This is a genomic window from Microbacterium sp. A93, from assembly GCF_051842835.1.
Genome location: NZ_JBPXMT010000004.1, coordinates 455,368 through 470,162 on the forward strand (window position 1 = coordinate 455,368; position 14,795 = coordinate 470,162).

The 14,795-nt window shown below is 61.5% G+C and carries 14 protein-coding genes and 1 tRNA gene; 8 read left to right on the plus strand and 7 right to left on the minus strand.

The annotated features are described in order from the left end of the window. Positions 1–90: 90 nt before the first annotated feature. Positions 91–1,098 carry a LacI family DNA-binding transcriptional regulator gene (locus tag ACSU1G_RS13090; protein ID WP_439280389.1) on the plus strand — a complete coding sequence of 336 codons (1,008 nt, stop codon included), beginning with the start codon at positions 91–93 and terminating at the stop codon, positions 1,096–1,098. Here ACSU1G_RS13090 and ACSU1G_RS13095 read toward each other — a convergent pair. Genes ACSU1G_RS13095 through ACSU1G_RS13110 form a run of 4 tightly spaced genes read right to left on the minus strand, consistent with a single transcriptional unit; the run spans position 1,010 to position 5,265 of the window. After that, positions 1,010–2,866: a hypothetical protein gene (locus tag ACSU1G_RS13095; RefSeq protein ID WP_439280390.1), complete on the minus strand. Its 1,857-nt coding sequence runs from the start codon at positions 2,864–2,866 to the stop codon at positions 1,010–1,012. The two genes, ACSU1G_RS13090 and ACSU1G_RS13095, sit on opposite strands and share 89 nt — an antisense overlap. Next, positions 2,863–3,618, minus strand: a complete 756-nt coding sequence (locus ACSU1G_RS13100; protein ID WP_439280391.1) for an SDR family NAD(P)-dependent oxidoreductase — start codon at positions 3,616–3,618, stop codon at positions 2,863–2,865. The genes ACSU1G_RS13095 and ACSU1G_RS13100 overlap by 4 nt, the downstream gene beginning before the upstream one ends. A 1-nt stretch (position 3,619) precedes the next feature. Continuing rightward, a complete protein-coding gene (locus tag ACSU1G_RS13105; protein ID WP_439280392.1) occupies positions 3,620–4,474 on the minus strand; it encodes a phosphogluconate dehydrogenase C-terminal domain-containing protein in 855 nt (284 codons plus the stop codon). Beyond that, the gene (locus tag ACSU1G_RS13110; RefSeq protein WP_439280393.1) at positions 4,471–5,265 is read right to left on the minus strand and encodes a sugar phosphate isomerase/epimerase family protein; all 795 of its coding nucleotides are present in this window, start codon (positions 5,263–5,265) and stop codon (positions 4,471–4,473) included. Before ACSU1G_RS13110 ends, ACSU1G_RS13105 begins: the two co-directional genes overlap by 4 nt. 69 nt (positions 5,266–5,334) lie before the next feature. Between ACSU1G_RS13110 and ACSU1G_RS13115 the strand changes: the two genes are divergently transcribed. From ACSU1G_RS13115 to ACSU1G_RS13140, 6 genes are all read left to right on the plus strand, one after another. After that, positions 5,335–6,081: a FadR/GntR family transcriptional regulator gene (locus ACSU1G_RS13115; RefSeq protein WP_439280394.1), complete on the plus strand. Its 747-nt coding sequence runs from the start codon at positions 5,335–5,337 to the stop codon at positions 6,079–6,081. 68 nt (positions 6,082–6,149) lie between these two features. Continuing rightward, a tRNA-Ser gene (locus tag ACSU1G_RS13120) sits at positions 6,150–6,236 on the plus strand. 92 nt (positions 6,237–6,328) lie between these two features. Next, on the plus strand, positions 6,329–6,628 hold the full coding sequence (locus ACSU1G_RS13125; RefSeq protein ID WP_439280395.1) for a hypothetical protein: 300 nt from the start codon (positions 6,329–6,331) through the stop codon (positions 6,626–6,628). Positions 6,629–7,031: 403 nt separating this feature from the next. Continuing rightward, entirely contained in the window at positions 7,032–8,258 is a 1,227-nt protein-coding gene (locus tag ACSU1G_RS13130) for a hypothetical protein (protein WP_439280396.1), read from the plus strand. A 246-nt stretch (positions 8,259–8,504) separates the two neighbouring features. Further along, the gene (locus ACSU1G_RS13135; protein ID WP_439280397.1) at positions 8,505–9,065 is read left to right on the plus strand and encodes a TRAP transporter small permease subunit; all 561 of its coding nucleotides are present in this window, start codon (positions 8,505–8,507) and stop codon (positions 9,063–9,065) included. 89 nt (positions 9,066–9,154) lie between these two features. After that, positions 9,155–10,549: a TRAP transporter large permease gene (locus tag ACSU1G_RS13140; protein WP_439280398.1), complete on the plus strand. Its 1,395-nt coding sequence runs from the start codon at positions 9,155–9,157 to the stop codon at positions 10,547–10,549. Between the two features lie 62 nt (positions 10,550–10,611). Here the strand turns inward: ACSU1G_RS13140 and ACSU1G_RS13145 are convergent, their stop codons facing one another. Both ACSU1G_RS13145 and ACSU1G_RS13150 read right to left on the minus strand, forming a co-directional pair. Next, positions 10,612–11,622, minus strand: a complete 1,011-nt coding sequence (locus ACSU1G_RS13145; RefSeq protein ID WP_439280399.1) for an Lrp/AsnC family transcriptional regulator — start codon at positions 11,620–11,622, stop codon at positions 10,612–10,614. A 17-nt stretch (positions 11,623–11,639) separates the two neighbouring features. Further along, positions 11,640–13,214, minus strand: coding sequence for an AMP-binding protein (locus ACSU1G_RS13150; RefSeq protein ID WP_439280400.1), 1,575 nt, complete (start codon positions 13,212–13,214; stop codon positions 11,640–11,642). Between the two features lie 148 nt (positions 13,215–13,362). Here ACSU1G_RS13150 and ACSU1G_RS13155 point away from each other — a divergent pair, with 148 nt between their 5' ends. Next, positions 13,363–14,130, plus strand: a complete 768-nt coding sequence (locus ACSU1G_RS13155) for a citryl-CoA lyase (protein ID WP_439280401.1) — start codon at positions 13,363–13,365, stop codon at positions 14,128–14,130. 17 nt (positions 14,131–14,147) lie between these two features. Here ACSU1G_RS13155 and ACSU1G_RS13160 read toward each other — a convergent pair whose 3' ends face one another. Then, a complete protein-coding gene (locus ACSU1G_RS13160; protein WP_439280402.1) occupies positions 14,148–14,795 on the minus strand; it encodes a PaaI family thioesterase in 648 nt (215 codons plus the stop codon).

The window sequence follows — 14,795 nt, forward strand, 5'->3', positions numbered from 1 at the left end:
CTCGTTCGCAATCGGAGGTGAAAGGATGAACCATCCCGATCGGAAGGGATGCCGATGACTCACGGTCATCGCAGAGGGAAGGGACCGCAGTTGGCAGTCAGCGTACGAGACGTTGCGGCAGCCGCCTCAGTGTCGGTGGGAACTGTGTCGAACGTGCTGAATCACCCGGAGAAGGTGTCGCCGGCGACTGTCGAGCGTGTGCTGGCCGTCATCAGTGAACTCGGCTTCGTGCGCAACGACGCCGCACGGCAGCTGCGCGCCGGGCGCAGTCGAAGCATCGGCATGGTCGTGCTCGATGCCAGCAACCCATTCTTCGCCGCAGTCGCACGCGGAGCCGAGTCGCGCGCTGAGGAAGACCGGCTCTCTGTGTTGCTGGGCAACAGCGACGACGATGTCGTACGCGAAGATTCCTACCTCGAACTCTTCCGTGAGCAGCGGGTGCGAGGCGTGCTCATCACGCCCGCATCACACGCCGCCGAGAAGCTGGCACGTCTGCAAGAGGCTGGGATCCCCGTGGTTCTCGTCGACCACGAGATCAGCGAATCCGAGTTCTGCTCCGTATCCGTTGATGACGTCGAAGGTGGATACCTGGCAGCATCCCATCTCCTCGAACAGGGCCGTCGCCGTCTGTGCTTCGTCGGAGGTTCGTCGTCGATCGCCCAGGTCGCTCATCGGCTCGAGGGCGCACGGCGTGCCGTCGCGACGGTGGACGACGCAACGCTGGAGGTGATCGAGATGCCTGCGCTCACGGTTCTCAACGGCCGCGCAGCCGGCGAGGTCATTGTCGGCCGCGAGCCCGACCAGCGACCCGACGCGATCTTCGCCGCGAATGATCTGCTCGCGGTCGGTCTTCTCCAGGGGCTCACGATCTTCAGCACCCTCCGGGTGCCGCAGGACATCGCCCTGATCGGCTACGACGACATCGACTTCGCGTCGGCCACCGTCGTTCCGCTGAGCTCGATCCGCCAGCCCGCGGAGACGATCGGGCACACGGCGGTGGAGCTGCTGCTTAAATCGATCGAGGATCCGGACGGTGACTACGAGCGTCGCGTGCGGTTCCGTCCGGAACTCGTGGTGCGCCAGTCCACTGTCGGCTGAGGCGAGTGCTGGAGTGGGCTCGGTGGAGGCGGAGCCACTCACCTGCGCCGACGTTCACCTCGAGCGGAGAGGTATCCGCTCCGGTGAGGCGCAGTGGACGTGAGGTTCGATCCAGGTTCGCGAGCAGGATGATGTCGCCATCCTCGCCGCGCGCGCCGATGGCCCAGAGCAGTCCGTCCGGACTGCCGCCCCAGAGAAGCGTCCGTCCGGCCAGGGCAGCCACCTTGGTGATGGCATCCGCCACAGGACGGGGCATCCCCGAGGCATCTCGAAGTCCACGCGGACCCCAGGTCTCGAACCAGGCGAGGCTTGCCACGCCTGGAACTGCGAGGGCCGCAGCGCTTGCGATCGTCCAGGCGGCGAGTTCCCGGGCATCCTGACGTTCGTCGTCGGCGCCGGTGAATTGCGCGCCGTAGCCCTGACTCAGATCGGTCAGCGTCGGCGCCGACTGTGGCGTCGTCGCCACATTGTTGAAGCGCGGACGCAGCGTCACCGGACCGATGTGCACAGGGAGACCGGCCGCCATTTCGACCGTCTGTGTCGCGATCAGTCGTTGCATCGCCAGCGCCTCAACGAGCTGTTCGGTGTCGAGGGAGTGGAAGAGCGGTGTCGTGGTGATGGTGATGCCCTCGACGTCGTCGGGGATTCGGCGATGTTCACGGTTGAGCTCGGTGAAATGCGATCGCGCGCCGCCTCGGATCGGGATGGCCAGTCCAGCTGCGCTGAGTGCTGTGCGAAGCCCCTCGACGGCGCTGCGCTCGCTCACATGCAGGATGCTGTCGAACGCTGTGATGGCGATCACCCGGTGATCGGCGAGCGCGTGAGCGGCCTCAGCGAGAGGCGCCGGGTCTGCATCGGTGACGAGACGTACGTCCAAGGGGAGCCCGTCGGCTGCGGCTCTGGCGAGGGCAGCGCGCCACGTCGGGGTCGTCAGGTTCAACTCGACGATACGGAAGTCTCCGACCGGGCTTGATGGCTGCGGGTTCGGCCCATCCGGCGCAGTCGAAGCCTCGACACCGACCAGCGGGAACGCGCCGCCCTCGACGAGCGAGATCTCCGCACGGCGCTTTTGTGCAGCGGGTGGCAACAGTGGTGCGTCGAGCGTGATCACCTGGTGCACGCGCTCCCCGGCACGCAACGCGTAGGGGTAGGGGAGTGCAAGCGGCCGGCTGTAGGTCTTGAACGAGGCATCCGACCAGTTGCGCTGATCTTCCATCTCGAACACATCGCCATCGAATCGGAGCATCGTCGCACCGTCACCGTCACCGTCACCGTCCCCGACCTGCAACGCGCAGATGTCCATGATCGGCTGATGCGGGCTGATCGCATCTGGCAGGGCGGTGCGCTCAAGCGAGCCGTCAGAATGCGTTGCCGTGATGGCACGCCCAGCGTCTGATGGCGGATGCAGGACGACGAGCCCCACGCGGCAGGTGTCGAAGTCTCGCAGGTTCTCCGCATCCCAGTCGATGCGCAGGGCATCTCCCTGGAGATCAACGGTAAGCGTGGATATCACTGCGGCACCGAGGCCCTCGTGTCGCAGCTGGAGCACAAGGGACTCGGCACCGAGGTTGGCGTCGATGACACTCACCGGTACGGTGTTCCACCCGGCATCGCGCACGACGGCGCGCACTGCGCGGAGGATCACGACGTCGCCTCTACGGATGTCTGCGAGCTCGTCGCCACGCAGCGCGATCGTCCACCCGCCGGCCCGCCAGGTGGGCGCCGTCTCGCGCCACCAGACCGGCGCGCCGCTCCCGCTGTGGGTCACAGCGAAGTCATCCCGCCGTCCACCGCGAACAGCGCGCCGGTCGCGAACTCTCCGTCGGCGCTGGCGAGAAACACCATGATGCCTTCGACATCAGTCGGCGTTCCCGCACGACCAAGCGGGATACGCCCGACGATGGCGGCACGAGACTCAGGGTCTTCGGAGATCGTCGAGACGAGCCCGGTCTCGGTGTAGGCGGGAACCACTGTGTTCACTCGAATGCCGTCCGCGGCATATGCCGCGGCGACGGTGCGTGTGAGGCCGTGGATGCCCGCCTTCGAAGCGCTGTACGCAGTGAAGTCGGCACCTTCACCGTTGAGGCCGGTGGGGCTCCCGGTGAGGATGATCGAGCCGCCGCCCGCAGCCAGCATCGCCCGGACGGAGTGCTTCACTGTCAGGAAGGTGCCCGTCAGGTTGATGTCGATCGTGCGTCGCCACACATCGAGGTCGAGGTCGGCGATCTTGGCATCCTGGCCGAAGAGCTGCACGCCGGCATTCGCGACCACGACATCCGGGCTCCAGCCTGCAGTGACCAGATCCGCGAATGCGGCGGCGACGGAGGTCTCATCCGAGATGTCCATAACTGCCGCACGTGCAGTCTCACCGATGGATGCGGCGACTGCCGCCGCAGCATCCGCATTTCGATCGGCGATGATCACGCGTGCGCCTTCGCGGGCAAAACGGTCGGCGACTGCGCGACCGATCCCGGAGGCGGATCCGGTGATCAGTGCGGTTTTCCCGTGAAGGCGTGTCATGTCAGCGTGTGATTTCGTCGAGGTGGAGCATGCGGGCGAGGTTCTTGTCGAGTTCATCATCGCGGAAGATCTTCTTCCAGTCGTCCTTGATGATGCTCTCGCGGCCGTAGTCCATCGCGATGAGGCACGCGTCAGAGAACGGATTGTCGCCGCGCAGGCCGTTTGCGAGGGCGACCTGCGTGTGGCCGTAGAGGATGCTGCGCGCTGCGGCCTCCGGCACACCCATGGTGTTCACTGTCTCTTGCAGAGCCTCGTTGAGGAGTGCGCCGATCATGCAGGCGATGGTTTCCACGAGGGTCGGCTCGAGCTGGGCGAGCTGCTTGATGGTGACCCAGTGCACATCGATGACCGGCGCATAGATCGCGCGTACGGTCGCTTCGACGATGGCCCGCTTGGCCGGATCATCCGATTCCACTGCGGCGATGGCGTCCTGCGGGGCGGCGATGCCGCCGAATGTGTCGGCCCACTGCTCCGGGGTCTCGCGCTGCAGGAAGATCGACGGGTGGCACGGGTGGGCGACGGCCTGGATGACATCCGCTCTTGTAGTGAGGAGGCCCGCGTAGGCGGCGGCGGGGTCTAGCGTGAGCACGATTGCTCCGGCGCGCAGCTGTGGGACGATGTCTGCGGTGACGGGGCCGAGCGCAAGGTCGGGGACGGCGAGGACGACGATGTCGGCGTCGGCAACGGCTGCCGTGGCATCCGTCAGTTCGCGGCCGGCGTCGATGGTGCGCTGCCGGCCCGCGGGGGAGTTCTCGACGTACCAGACGGTGTGGTCGGTCTTCACCAGGTTGTTGGACACGCGCATGCCCATCTTGCCGCCCGCGCCGATGACGGCGATCTTGTAGTTGTCGCTCATAGTGTGCTCCTCAGGTGGTCTAGCGTGGCGCGGGTCCATTCCCGCTCGGTTCGGATGGTGGTCGCTGGGTCGTCCTGCCACGGCAACCAGTGCTCGACGATTTCGTTGATGCCGCGCTCGCGCGGACGCACAGTCGCGAGCAGGTGTGCGTAATCGTGCAGACCGGTGCCCATCTGCGCGCCGCTGTATGTGAACCCCACCCAGCCCGGCTGTCGGGCGAAGGCGAAGTCCTTCACATGCACGTTCTTGGTGAGCGCAGCCGTTTGCTCGACGCACGTGCGCGGCTGCTCGAGCTGGGCCGTGACGTTGGCAGGGTCGAGGCAGATCCCGAGTCGGTCGCTGCCCACGCGTTCGATGACGCCGATCAGATCGAGGGTGGGGACCTGTTCGTAAGTCTCGAGGGCGAGCATGACGTTGGCGGACTCGTAATCTCGGATGCTGCTGCGCAGCCACGTCTCGGCTTCGGCGAGGCTGGGGCGGGAATCCGGGCCGTAGAGCATGCTGCGCACGAGGTGCGCGTCGAAGATCTCCGCGAGCTTCAGGAAGCGGCTCAAATGTTCGGGTGCGATGGCCTTGGTGCCCAGCTCGATGGTGAGGCCGAGGTCACGGGCGGCGGATGCGGCGTTGCGCAGCTCGGCGTCGTTCATCTGCTCCAGCGGCGCGTAGTCGCAGATCTGGAACAGGTCGATGCCCTGCGTGCGGGTGTCCTCGAACGCACCGATGAGGCTTAGCGGCTGGGGCGCGCGATCGGAGTGCTGCCAGAAGTAGGCATAGGTGCCGAGACCGATCATGTTGCTATTTTGACAAACCGGTTGACCAATTGCAAGCGCGATTCTGCGCTGTCGGAGTAAGTTGGCTCTATGCCCGCATTTCCCGGTGATGGAGTCGCCGACATCACAGCCGCCCTGGGTTCGCTGCCGTCAGGGTCTCCGGTGTCCGAGGTCGCGCGACGGCTGATGGACCTTTTCACCAGCGGATCCGTCGCCTCCGGTGCGCGGTTGCCACCAGAGAGGCAGCTCGCTGCAACGCTGGGGGTGGGTCGTTCGGCGGTGCGCGAGGCGCTGGCGGCGTTGGAGATTCTTGGAATCGTGGATGTGCGCCCCGGATCCGGTACCTATCTGCGCGGTGCTGCGAGTGAACTTCTCCCACAGACGCTTCGGTGGGGGCTCCTGATCGGCGAGCGTCGCACTGCTCAGCTGCTCGAGTTGCGTGAAGGGCTGGAGATCTACGTTGCACGCCTTGCGGCGACACGTGCGGACGACGCGATTCTCGAGCGAATGGCACAGATCGTCGAGCGTATGCGCGCGACCGTGACCGAGCTGGCGGCGTTCGCGCGCGCTGATCTGGATTTTCATCATGCATTGGCGGAGGCTGCTGGCAATGAGACGCTGACCGATCAGGTCCATGTCGTCCGTTCTCTGCTTCAGGTGTACGCGGATCGCGCAGTGCATGATCGTGAGCATGCTGAGCGGGCGGTTGCTGAGCATGAGGCAGTGCTTGAGGCGGTGCGCGCGAAGGATGCCGACGGTGCAGCATCGGCGATGGCGGTGCACATGGCGACGGCGAGTGCACGTCTGCTCGCGGATGCCGAGCCAGTACTCGAGTAGCCGGTTCGCTCCGCTCTCTCTGAGCGGTTATGCTTGCTGAGTGCATCCGAGTTTTGGCCTGGATGCCTGGAGACGTCGCATAGTGGCCTAGTGCACCACCCTGCTAAGGTGGAGTCCTCTTACGGGGACCGAGGGTTCAAATCCCTCCGTCTCCGCAGAAAATACCTGGTCAGAAGCCTATTCCTGAGTTTTCTTGATTCAGATATGCTGGGTTCTGATCAGGAATCGGGGCTTTAGTGTCCGTGTAGTGTCCCGACTTTTTCTGAGCGGTCTCCGCGATCGCGAGTCGACGGACGAAGTCGCGGCGTTGTCCTTCGCCGAGAATATGCGCGTAGATCTTGAGGACCGTGCGGGGATCGGCCCCGAGGTGCTCCGCCACTTCATGTACAGGCGTTCTGAGGCGCAACCAAGTCGACGCGGCGTAGTGGCGCAACGCATGGCGGCGAAAGCCAAGAGGGAATTTGCGAACGACGCCGACCTTCAGCTGTCCACCTTGCTTGTTGGTGAACAGATATGCGTCGCCCTTCTTGTCGGACGCGTGCTTTAGGAAGTGGTGCGCGCCATCCAGGAGCCGGAGGACGCCGGTTCGGTGCCCGCATTGAGGAACAGACCAAACCGATCCTGGTGGACATGACCGAATTCGGCGAGGCGATCGGTTCAACGTCGACCAGCTGTGGGATATCGGTGTCAACATCGTCACCTGGCCGGTGTCAATCCCGTGCATTGTGGTCGACGCGACCAGACGAGCACTCGACATGCTGCGCGTTGGCCAGTACGAGCAGCCCAACGCTACGCGAACTGGAGCAGCCCAAATCTCTAATAGACATATGCCGAGTTCAAAGGTACCTTCTAATAGAGGAAATGAGATGTGAGCTTAGGTACACAATAAGATCGCGCAGTCTCACGAGTGAAGCACGTCAACGATGTCTGCATCGCAACAAAGGGGTTCTATGAACATCAAGAAGAAGAGCCTGCTCTTCATCGGCATGGTTAGTACGGTCGCGTTACTGACGAGCGGTTGCGCCGCAGGAGAGAAGACTGATCCAGGTGGGGGATCGGGCTCCGGTGGGACAATCGCCGACATGGACCCGATCGTCTTGAAGGTAGCGGAGGCGAACGCCGAGGAAGCTGCACAGGGGCAGGCCGTCGTTGCTTTTATGGATTACATCGAGCAAGCGACAGATGGCAAGGTGACATTCGAACCGTATTGGTCCTCTTCTCTTTTCCCATACCTTGATGCGCTCGGCTCGACGGGTTCGGGATTGGCTGATATCTCCGCAATCTCTGGAGCCTTCACACCAGATGACACACCTGGCTTGGCATGGCTGAGCGGACTCGGAGCAGTGCAGGGTGAGAGCTGGCCAGCCTCGTATCTGCAGGCACAGGGCGCGACCGTCGAACTGGTTCAGGAGAGCGAAGACCTGCAACAGGAGCTGATCAACCACAACGTCAGGGCTCTCTGGATCGGTAATTCCCCGCGCGCCGACTTATACTGCAAGGAGCCACTCGGGGATCCTGCAGGTAAGCGAGTCCGTGTTGTCGGTGAGTTCTGGGCGGGCGAGGTTGAGTCCCTCGGGATGATCCCAGCTTCGCTTCCACTCACCGAGGCGTATGAGGCTCTTGAGCGTGGAATCATCGACTGTATCTCCACTGCATCAGGCTTCATGACCTTCCCGCAGATGGGAATTACCGAAGTGGCGCCATATTACTATGCCATGAACATGGCGAGCCTTCCCGGCAATGGATACATCATCAACCTCGATACTTGGAACTCGTTCTCCGACGAGCTCAAGCAGATTTTCAACGAGGGTGCGGCATACTTCGCTGCTGCGATGGCAGAGAAATTCATCGAGGGATACTCGACTGTCGCCGCTGACGCGGAATCGTTTGGAATCACAATCGAGGACGCATCGAGCGCGAATGCCACGATTGATGTGTACAACGAGGAAGCCATCTCCAAGCTTGCTGCGACCGCACCAGCCTCCATCAGTGATCCTGAAGCTCTCATCGCGCGTTACCAGGACCTTATTGAGGAGTGGCACGAATCGGTAACTAACGAGCTCGGAATTCCGACTGAACCAGTGGGGAGTACCGAGGAGCAGCTCGAATCTTATCGAACCGGTGTCGATGTCTTCGATGTCGATCGTTTCGGAGACTTGCTGATTCCGCTCTTCTAACAGCCGGGGGTCGAGACGAAGCACCTTCTTGCTCACTCGGCCCCAACAGCCTGTAGGGACAGCACGATTCGTGCGGTCCCTACAGGAGCCAGCACCCGGCGGGCTTCGCCCCCAGAGTCGTGTGGCCCGACAATGCCGTCGAGCTAAACAAGGAGCCTGATGAATCATCAGTCGTATCACGTGGGACGGAAGGCATCGTGACTGCATTCACAGTTCGCACGTCTAATAGACAGGGGGCGTCATCGCATGCCTAACACGACCACTCTCATAGTCACCGGTGTCGACCTGAATACGCCTGTTCCCCGCTGGGTCCGCGCGTTCGAGCGGCTCGGTCGCTGGGGTGCGGCGATTGCCGGTGTCGTCTGCGCCATCATGGCGGTTACTATTCTCGCCGATGTCGCCGGACGTTACTTCTGGAATCATCCGATCACGGGCACCCTGGAGATGGTGACCTACTGGTGGATGCCTGCCGTGGCGCTTCTTGCGCTGGGTGCCGCAGAGATTCGCAACGAGCACATCCGCGTGACAATCCTCGGAGAGGGGGCAGCCCCGTGGCTGCGTCGAATCATCGAAATCGTCGCAAGCGGTCTCACCTTCGCCGTTATCGTCTGGATGTGCTATCTGGCAGTCCTTGAGCTGCTCCATTCACTCGAAGTCGGGGAGAAGGCGCAGATCGCACCCTGGATCATTTTGTGGCCATCGCGACTCGTCGTCGTGGTTGCTTTTGTCTTATACGCGTTCGCGATCATCGCGCGTGCGTACCGAACCGTGCGCCAACTCGAAGCAGATCCGGAGGACATCGAATGACGTCCCTACTATCCAGAGCGTCCGAAGTCACGTCCGAGCAGCAGGCTGGGCGTGGACGAACGATCACTTACGCAGTAATCCTGCTGACGGTGGTTCTGAACGTTCTCGTGATTCTGCTCGTCGACTTCACTCGTGAAACCGTAGGCGGACTCGTCATCCTTCTTATGCTTCAGATGATGGCTTTGCAGGTTCCGATCGCGATCGCCATGATCGTGGCTGCTTCTTTCGGGCTATTTGTACTCGGCAATGTGAAGATCGTCGTCGACACTGTGCAGTCGTTGATGTTCGATGCTGTCGCAAGCTGGCAGATGAGCATCATTCCACTCTTCGTGCTCATGGGCATTGCAATGTGGAAGGGGGGGCTAACGACGAAGGCGTATGCTGCGGCAAACCAGTGGATGGCGAAGCTGCCCGGCGGGCTCGCGGTGGGGACGAACTTCGCTGGCGCAGGATTGGCTGCGGCGAGCGGGTCGACTGTGGGCATCTCGTATGCGCTCGGTCGAATGGCGATTCCGGAGATGCTTCGCGCGGGCTACAGTCCTGCTCTTGCGACCGGTGCTGTTGCGTCGGCAGGAACCTTGGGACAGATCATCCCTCCCAGTTTGTTGTTGGTAATCTTCGCCGGTATCGCTCAAGTTCCGGTAGGGCCGCAGCTTCTGGCCGGAATCATCCCCGGTATCCTCATCGCGCTCGGCTACGGAATTCTGATCGTCATCTGGGCTATGGTCCGTCCACAGGACGCACCGAAACTCTCCATGGACGGAATCACCTGGGCGACTCGTTTCCGATCGCTGCTCGGGATTCTGCCGATCGCGATCGTCGTCATCATTGTGCTCGGTGGCATCTACACCGGCATCTTCACCTCGACGGAGGCTGCGGCCATCGGTGCGATCGCGGCGCTTCTGGTCAGCTGGCTGACGTTCGGCAAGGGTAACCGAGGGTTCAAACGCACCTGGGGCTTCCTGAAGTCATCCTTTACTGAGACTGCCACCTCCGTGGCAGGAATCTTCCTTTTGCTTATCGGCGTCTACGCCTTGACTCGCGTAATGACGATCAGCGGCATCGCACAGTGGCTTTCGGCCACCATCCTTGATATGGACCTCAGCAGGATCGAGATATTGCTAATTCTGATCCTCGTGTATGTCGCACTGGGCACTTTCCTCGATCCCCTCGCGATGATTCTCCTGACTCTGCCCTTCCTTCAGGCGCCGCTCGCGGCAATGGGAGTGGATATGATCTGGTTCGGTATCTTCGTCGTGGTTCTCGGAGAGATTGCGATACTGTCGCCGCCTGTGGGAATGCTCACGTTCGTCGTCCATCGTCTGGCACAAAATCCGCAGGTCAACGGAGGAGTAAAGGTGAGTCTTCCAACGGTCTTCCTTGGGGTGACGCCATTCATCGGCGTGAGTCTACTGATGGTGCTGTTGTTCATCTTCTTCCCTCAGATCGTTACCTGGCTCCCCGATATCTCCCGCGCAGGCTAGCCCTGGCACATGCAACTGAGGAGGCCCCGGAGATCCGGGGCCTCCTCAGTTGCATGTGGGCCTCAGATAAAGCGAGCGAAGTGGCTGAGCATTTTAACGAAGCGAACGATCTCCCACGTTTGAGTGGAGCGTATGCCCGGGATGCGTCGGATCTCCTTCTGAATGGAGTCGACCAGCGCAGAGCGGCTGGATGTGCCGAGGTTTACCAGGAGCTGGCCGGTTCCACTGGTTCTGACACAACCGAGCACACTAGGCATCGCCACTAGCTGAGCGACCACCTCGTCGTCTTGTGTGCCTTCGAGAACGATAGAGACAATAGCTAGAGAACGGAGTTCCTGCGCTAATACCGGGTCCACCTGCCCCCTAATACGCAGGAGACCCGACTCCTCGAGGCGACGGAGGCGAGCGCGCACGGTGCCCTCTGACGAGCCGATCTGTCGCGCGAGCATGCGGTTTGACATCTGTCCATCGCGTAGCAGAACCTGCATGATTTCCCGATCCAGATCATCCAGGTCGTAGGCAGGATTGGGAAGACTGATTTCGTGCGAATCCTGTCGAAGTAGAGCGTAGCGGTGGCTGTACTTGAGCGCCTCGTACTGAACGTCTACCACCACACGATCTACGCCGGGCACCCGCTGAAAGCGTCGAGTGAGGTCATGAATGTCGGCATACCCGCTCCCCAGTGCGTAGACAATGATGTCCACCGTGCCGAGAGTGACACCGACGACATGGACCGTTTCGGCCTCAGCGATCTCGTCGGCGACTTTGACAGGGTCGCGACCTTCGACGGTGATCCAAAAGGTTAGCCCGTACGTGTACCCGGCTGCTGCCCAGTCCACAACGGCTCCGACGCGAAACACTCCGCTTTCTCGCAGACGACGCAACCGTGCGGCGATTGTCACCTCGGTCAAGCCGACTTGAGACCCTAGCTCGCGGTTGCTTATGCGTCCGTTCTCGGTGAGGAGGCCAATGAGTTGATGATCCGCATCGTCCAGTGTTATTGCCTTAACCAAGCACGTCCCCGTCTCGTCACTATCGCGTTCGCTTTGTGTCAAGCATAGGTGTATGGGCACTTGAAGCTTGGGGGTCGTTAATTGACATTACGATTTTCCTGGGTCCAGTACTCTGCGCGAAGCACCTTCTTGTCGACCTTCCCTGCCGGGGTGAGCGGGAGTGAATCTACGAAATCCACAGACTTCGGAGCAGCCACGCCTCCCTTGAGTGCCTTGACATGTGTAATGATCTCTTCCGCCGTGGCAGTCACGCCAGGGGTACGTACGACAATGGCCTTGACCGCCTCTCCCCAGTAATCGTCCGGGACTCCGATGGCGGCGGCGGAGTGCACACCGGTGTGAGCGGTGAGGGCATCCTCCACCTCACGCGAGAACACGCTGAATCCTCCCGTCATGATCACATCTTTCATACGATCGACGATCGTGAAATACCCTTGTTCGTCCATACGCGCTATGTCTCCGGTGTGGTACCAGCCGCCTTCCATGGCTTCGGCATAGGCATCGGGCATGTTCACGTAGCCCGCGAAGAGACCGTGGCCTCGGACCCAGATCTCACCGGTCTCGCCTGTCGGCATCGGGTTGCCCTTCGGGTCCATCACGAGCATCTGCACATGAGGCATCGCGCGACCGGCCGAGGCCAGGAGGGACGGATCGCTGAGGTCGTGCTCGTCGGCATGCAGGATTGAGCCGATGCCAGCAAGCTCCATGCCGGAATAGACCTGTACGAAGATCGATCCCCATCGCTCCTGTGCCGACGCCAAACGGGTCGGAGAAATTGGCGATGCCGCGTAGAGGAAGTGCTGAAGCGAGGAGAAATCGACGTTACGTCCCTCTGCATAATCCTGGATCGCGTAGATCATGGTTGGTACACCGACCGTGGAGTTCACGCCTCGGTGTTCGATGGCGTGTACGAACGAGTCCGGCGTGAACGTTGGTTCGACGATAACGGTGCCTCCACCGAGGAGCGTCGAACCAGTGATGGGATTGCCGGCGTGCGTCATAGGCGCGCTGACCAGGGATCGAGCTCTCCGCGGCATCCCATAAACCGCCAGGGGTAGAGATGAGTTACTCAGATCCACTTCCTGGGTGATGATGACCCCTTTGGGGCGTCCAGTGGTGCCGCCTGTGTATAGAATCTTGCTCGGCGTCTTTGCCTGAACCAACGGTGAAACGACGAGCCGAGTCGATCCGACGGATTCCGCGGCAGCGAGCAAGTCTGGCCCGATTGCGTCCCCTCCTAGGCCGAATACGCGCGGCTTGCGGTTACTCAGCTGTAGGACGGAGGATGCGAGGTCATCGAGTTCGGGATCGACGACGAGAACATCGATACCCGAGTCATCGCACATATATACGAGGTCCTCCGCGGAGTTTCGCGCGCCGAGTGCGACGAACTTGCCGCCTGCCATGGAAGTGGCGATTGCGGTCATCCATGCGTCGGAGCGATTCGTCGACAGTACGCCGACCGCCGCGCCATTGAGGTCCGTCGACTGCGACAGAACTCGCATGATCCGGGCGATGCGGTCGGCCGTTGCGCCGTACGTAATCTCGCGGCCATTTTCCTCGAAGGCCACGCGCTCGGGGCGGCGATGCAGCGCACCACGAATCGCGCCGGCATGGGTGCCATGCGTAGCTCCAACTGTTTCTAGCGACACATTATTCTCCTGATTTGTAGTATAAATGAAAATTTGCGTAGTATTTGATCAACTTAATGTCACACAAGTCAGTAGTGTTGCGAACAAGCGGCGAGTGAATGATCCGGGAATCCGGGTTATTCCTGGCGTAACGAGTGGAAGGACCACCATGAGTAATATGACCTGGAGCACTGCAATCGCGCAGGTGCGTGAGGATGAGGTAATCATCCGGGGCCATCGGCTTGATGATCTCGTCGGTCGGCTTACTTATACTGAGGCAAGCTATCTGATTCTCTCGGGGCGACTGCCAGAGCCGAATGAGACCAAGATGCTCGATGCGATCATGGTTTCTCTCTCCGATCATGGAATCTCGCCGTCCACGATCGTCGCTCGGATGCTTGCCTCTACCGGAACGCCGGTGCAGGCGAGCATCGCGGGTGGCGTGCTCACCATCGCGGACTACCATGGGGGTCCTGGAGAGCAGCTTGCGCAGTTGCTTATCGGTCTCATTGAGGCGCCTGAGCTGTCTGTGGCATGCGCCGAGCTTGTCGCGAGTTGTCGAGCTCAGCATCGACAGATTCCCGGGTTCGGACATCCTCAGCACCCCGAAGGGGATCCGCGAGCATTGCGGCTTCTCTCGCTCGCAGCAGAGCTTGGTGTGGCAGGGCAACACTGCGCTGCTCTGGAAGCTCTTGGCACACGGCTGGGGGAGTCGACTGGGCGTTCGTCGCTGGGGCAACCCAATGTCACGGGTGCGCTCGCAGGAATTCTGCTTGATTTCGGCTTCCCCTGGCAGACAATTCGCGGCATTGTCATTGCTTCGCGTTCCGTGGGGCTTGCGGCGCACGTCGCCGAGGAGATGGTGCAGGGCAACCGCTGGCGCCACGCTTCCGCGGAGGATGTGACCTACACGGGGCCATTGCCTGAGGACGAGTAGCGCTGACCGGGTCACGACTAGTAGACGATCGGTTCTCGGGCAAGTATGAAGAGGCCGCGTGCATCACTGAGAACGTTGCCGTCTGCGTCGGTGAGCTCGCACGAAGTGATGAGTTTTCGACCGTCCTGCTCGAGTAACTCGGCTTCGAACAACAACTTGGTGTCGGTCGGTACTAGCCGGCGGAAGTTCACCGACAGATTCGCTGTTCGCGCCTGGCGGATGCCCGCTACCGCAAGAGTCCGTCCCATAATTTCGTCGAAAACCATTGCGATCGCACCCCCATGGGCTGCGCCGTTCCCGATGTGAAACTTGCTGAAGCTGACCCATCCGCGAGTGCGGTGGCCTCCAGCGAACTCATAATGCACGGGCGGGACCAACGCCTGTCCACGTCCGGTGATCTCCCACAGCCGTCCGGCGATCCGGTCATGCTCACCCACTTGATGTGAGGCGGTGAGGTCGATCACGTCGCGAAGTCTCAGCTCCACCGCCGACAGGACTTCCTCTGGCGGACGCGACGCGCTTACGGCGGAAAGCGCATCCCGAAGCGTGGCGATCACACCCGCAAACTTGGCTTCATGCGGCGTGACATCGGTGTGGTTCGACGTGGCATTATGCAATGAGCCCCCGTTCGGCAATGGTGACGAGCCGGTCGATGAATCAGACAT

Excerpts from the sequence above, each read along its gene's own strand:
- ACSU1G_RS13100 (WP_439280391.1), bottom strand. The coding sequence starts at position 3,618 with ATGACACGCCTTCACGGGAAAACCGCACTGATCACCGGATCCGCCTCC.
- ACSU1G_RS13105 (WP_439280392.1), bottom strand. The coding sequence starts at position 4,474 with ATGAGCGACAACTACAAGATCGCCGTCATCGGCGCGGGCGGCAAGATG.
- ACSU1G_RS13110 (WP_439280393.1), bottom strand. The coding sequence starts at position 5,265 with ATGATCGGTCTCGGCACCTATGCCTACTTCTGGCAGCACTCCGATCGC.
- ACSU1G_RS13115 (WP_439280394.1), top strand. The coding sequence starts at position 5,335 with ATGCCCGCATTTCCCGGTGATGGAGTCGCCGACATCACAGCCGCCCTG.
- ACSU1G_RS13130 (WP_439280396.1), top strand. The coding sequence starts at position 7,032 with ATGAACATCAAGAAGAAGAGCCTGCTCTTCATCGGCATGGTTAGTACG.
- ACSU1G_RS13135 (WP_439280397.1), top strand. The coding sequence starts at position 8,505 with ATGCCTAACACGACCACTCTCATAGTCACCGGTGTCGACCTGAATACG.
- ACSU1G_RS13155 (WP_439280401.1), top strand. The coding sequence starts at position 13,363 with ATGAGTAATATGACCTGGAGCACTGCAATCGCGCAGGTGCGTGAGGAT.
- ACSU1G_RS13160 (WP_439280402.1), bottom strand. The coding sequence starts at position 14,795 with ATGTCTGATTCATCGACCGGCTCGTCACCATTGCCGAACGGGGGCTCA.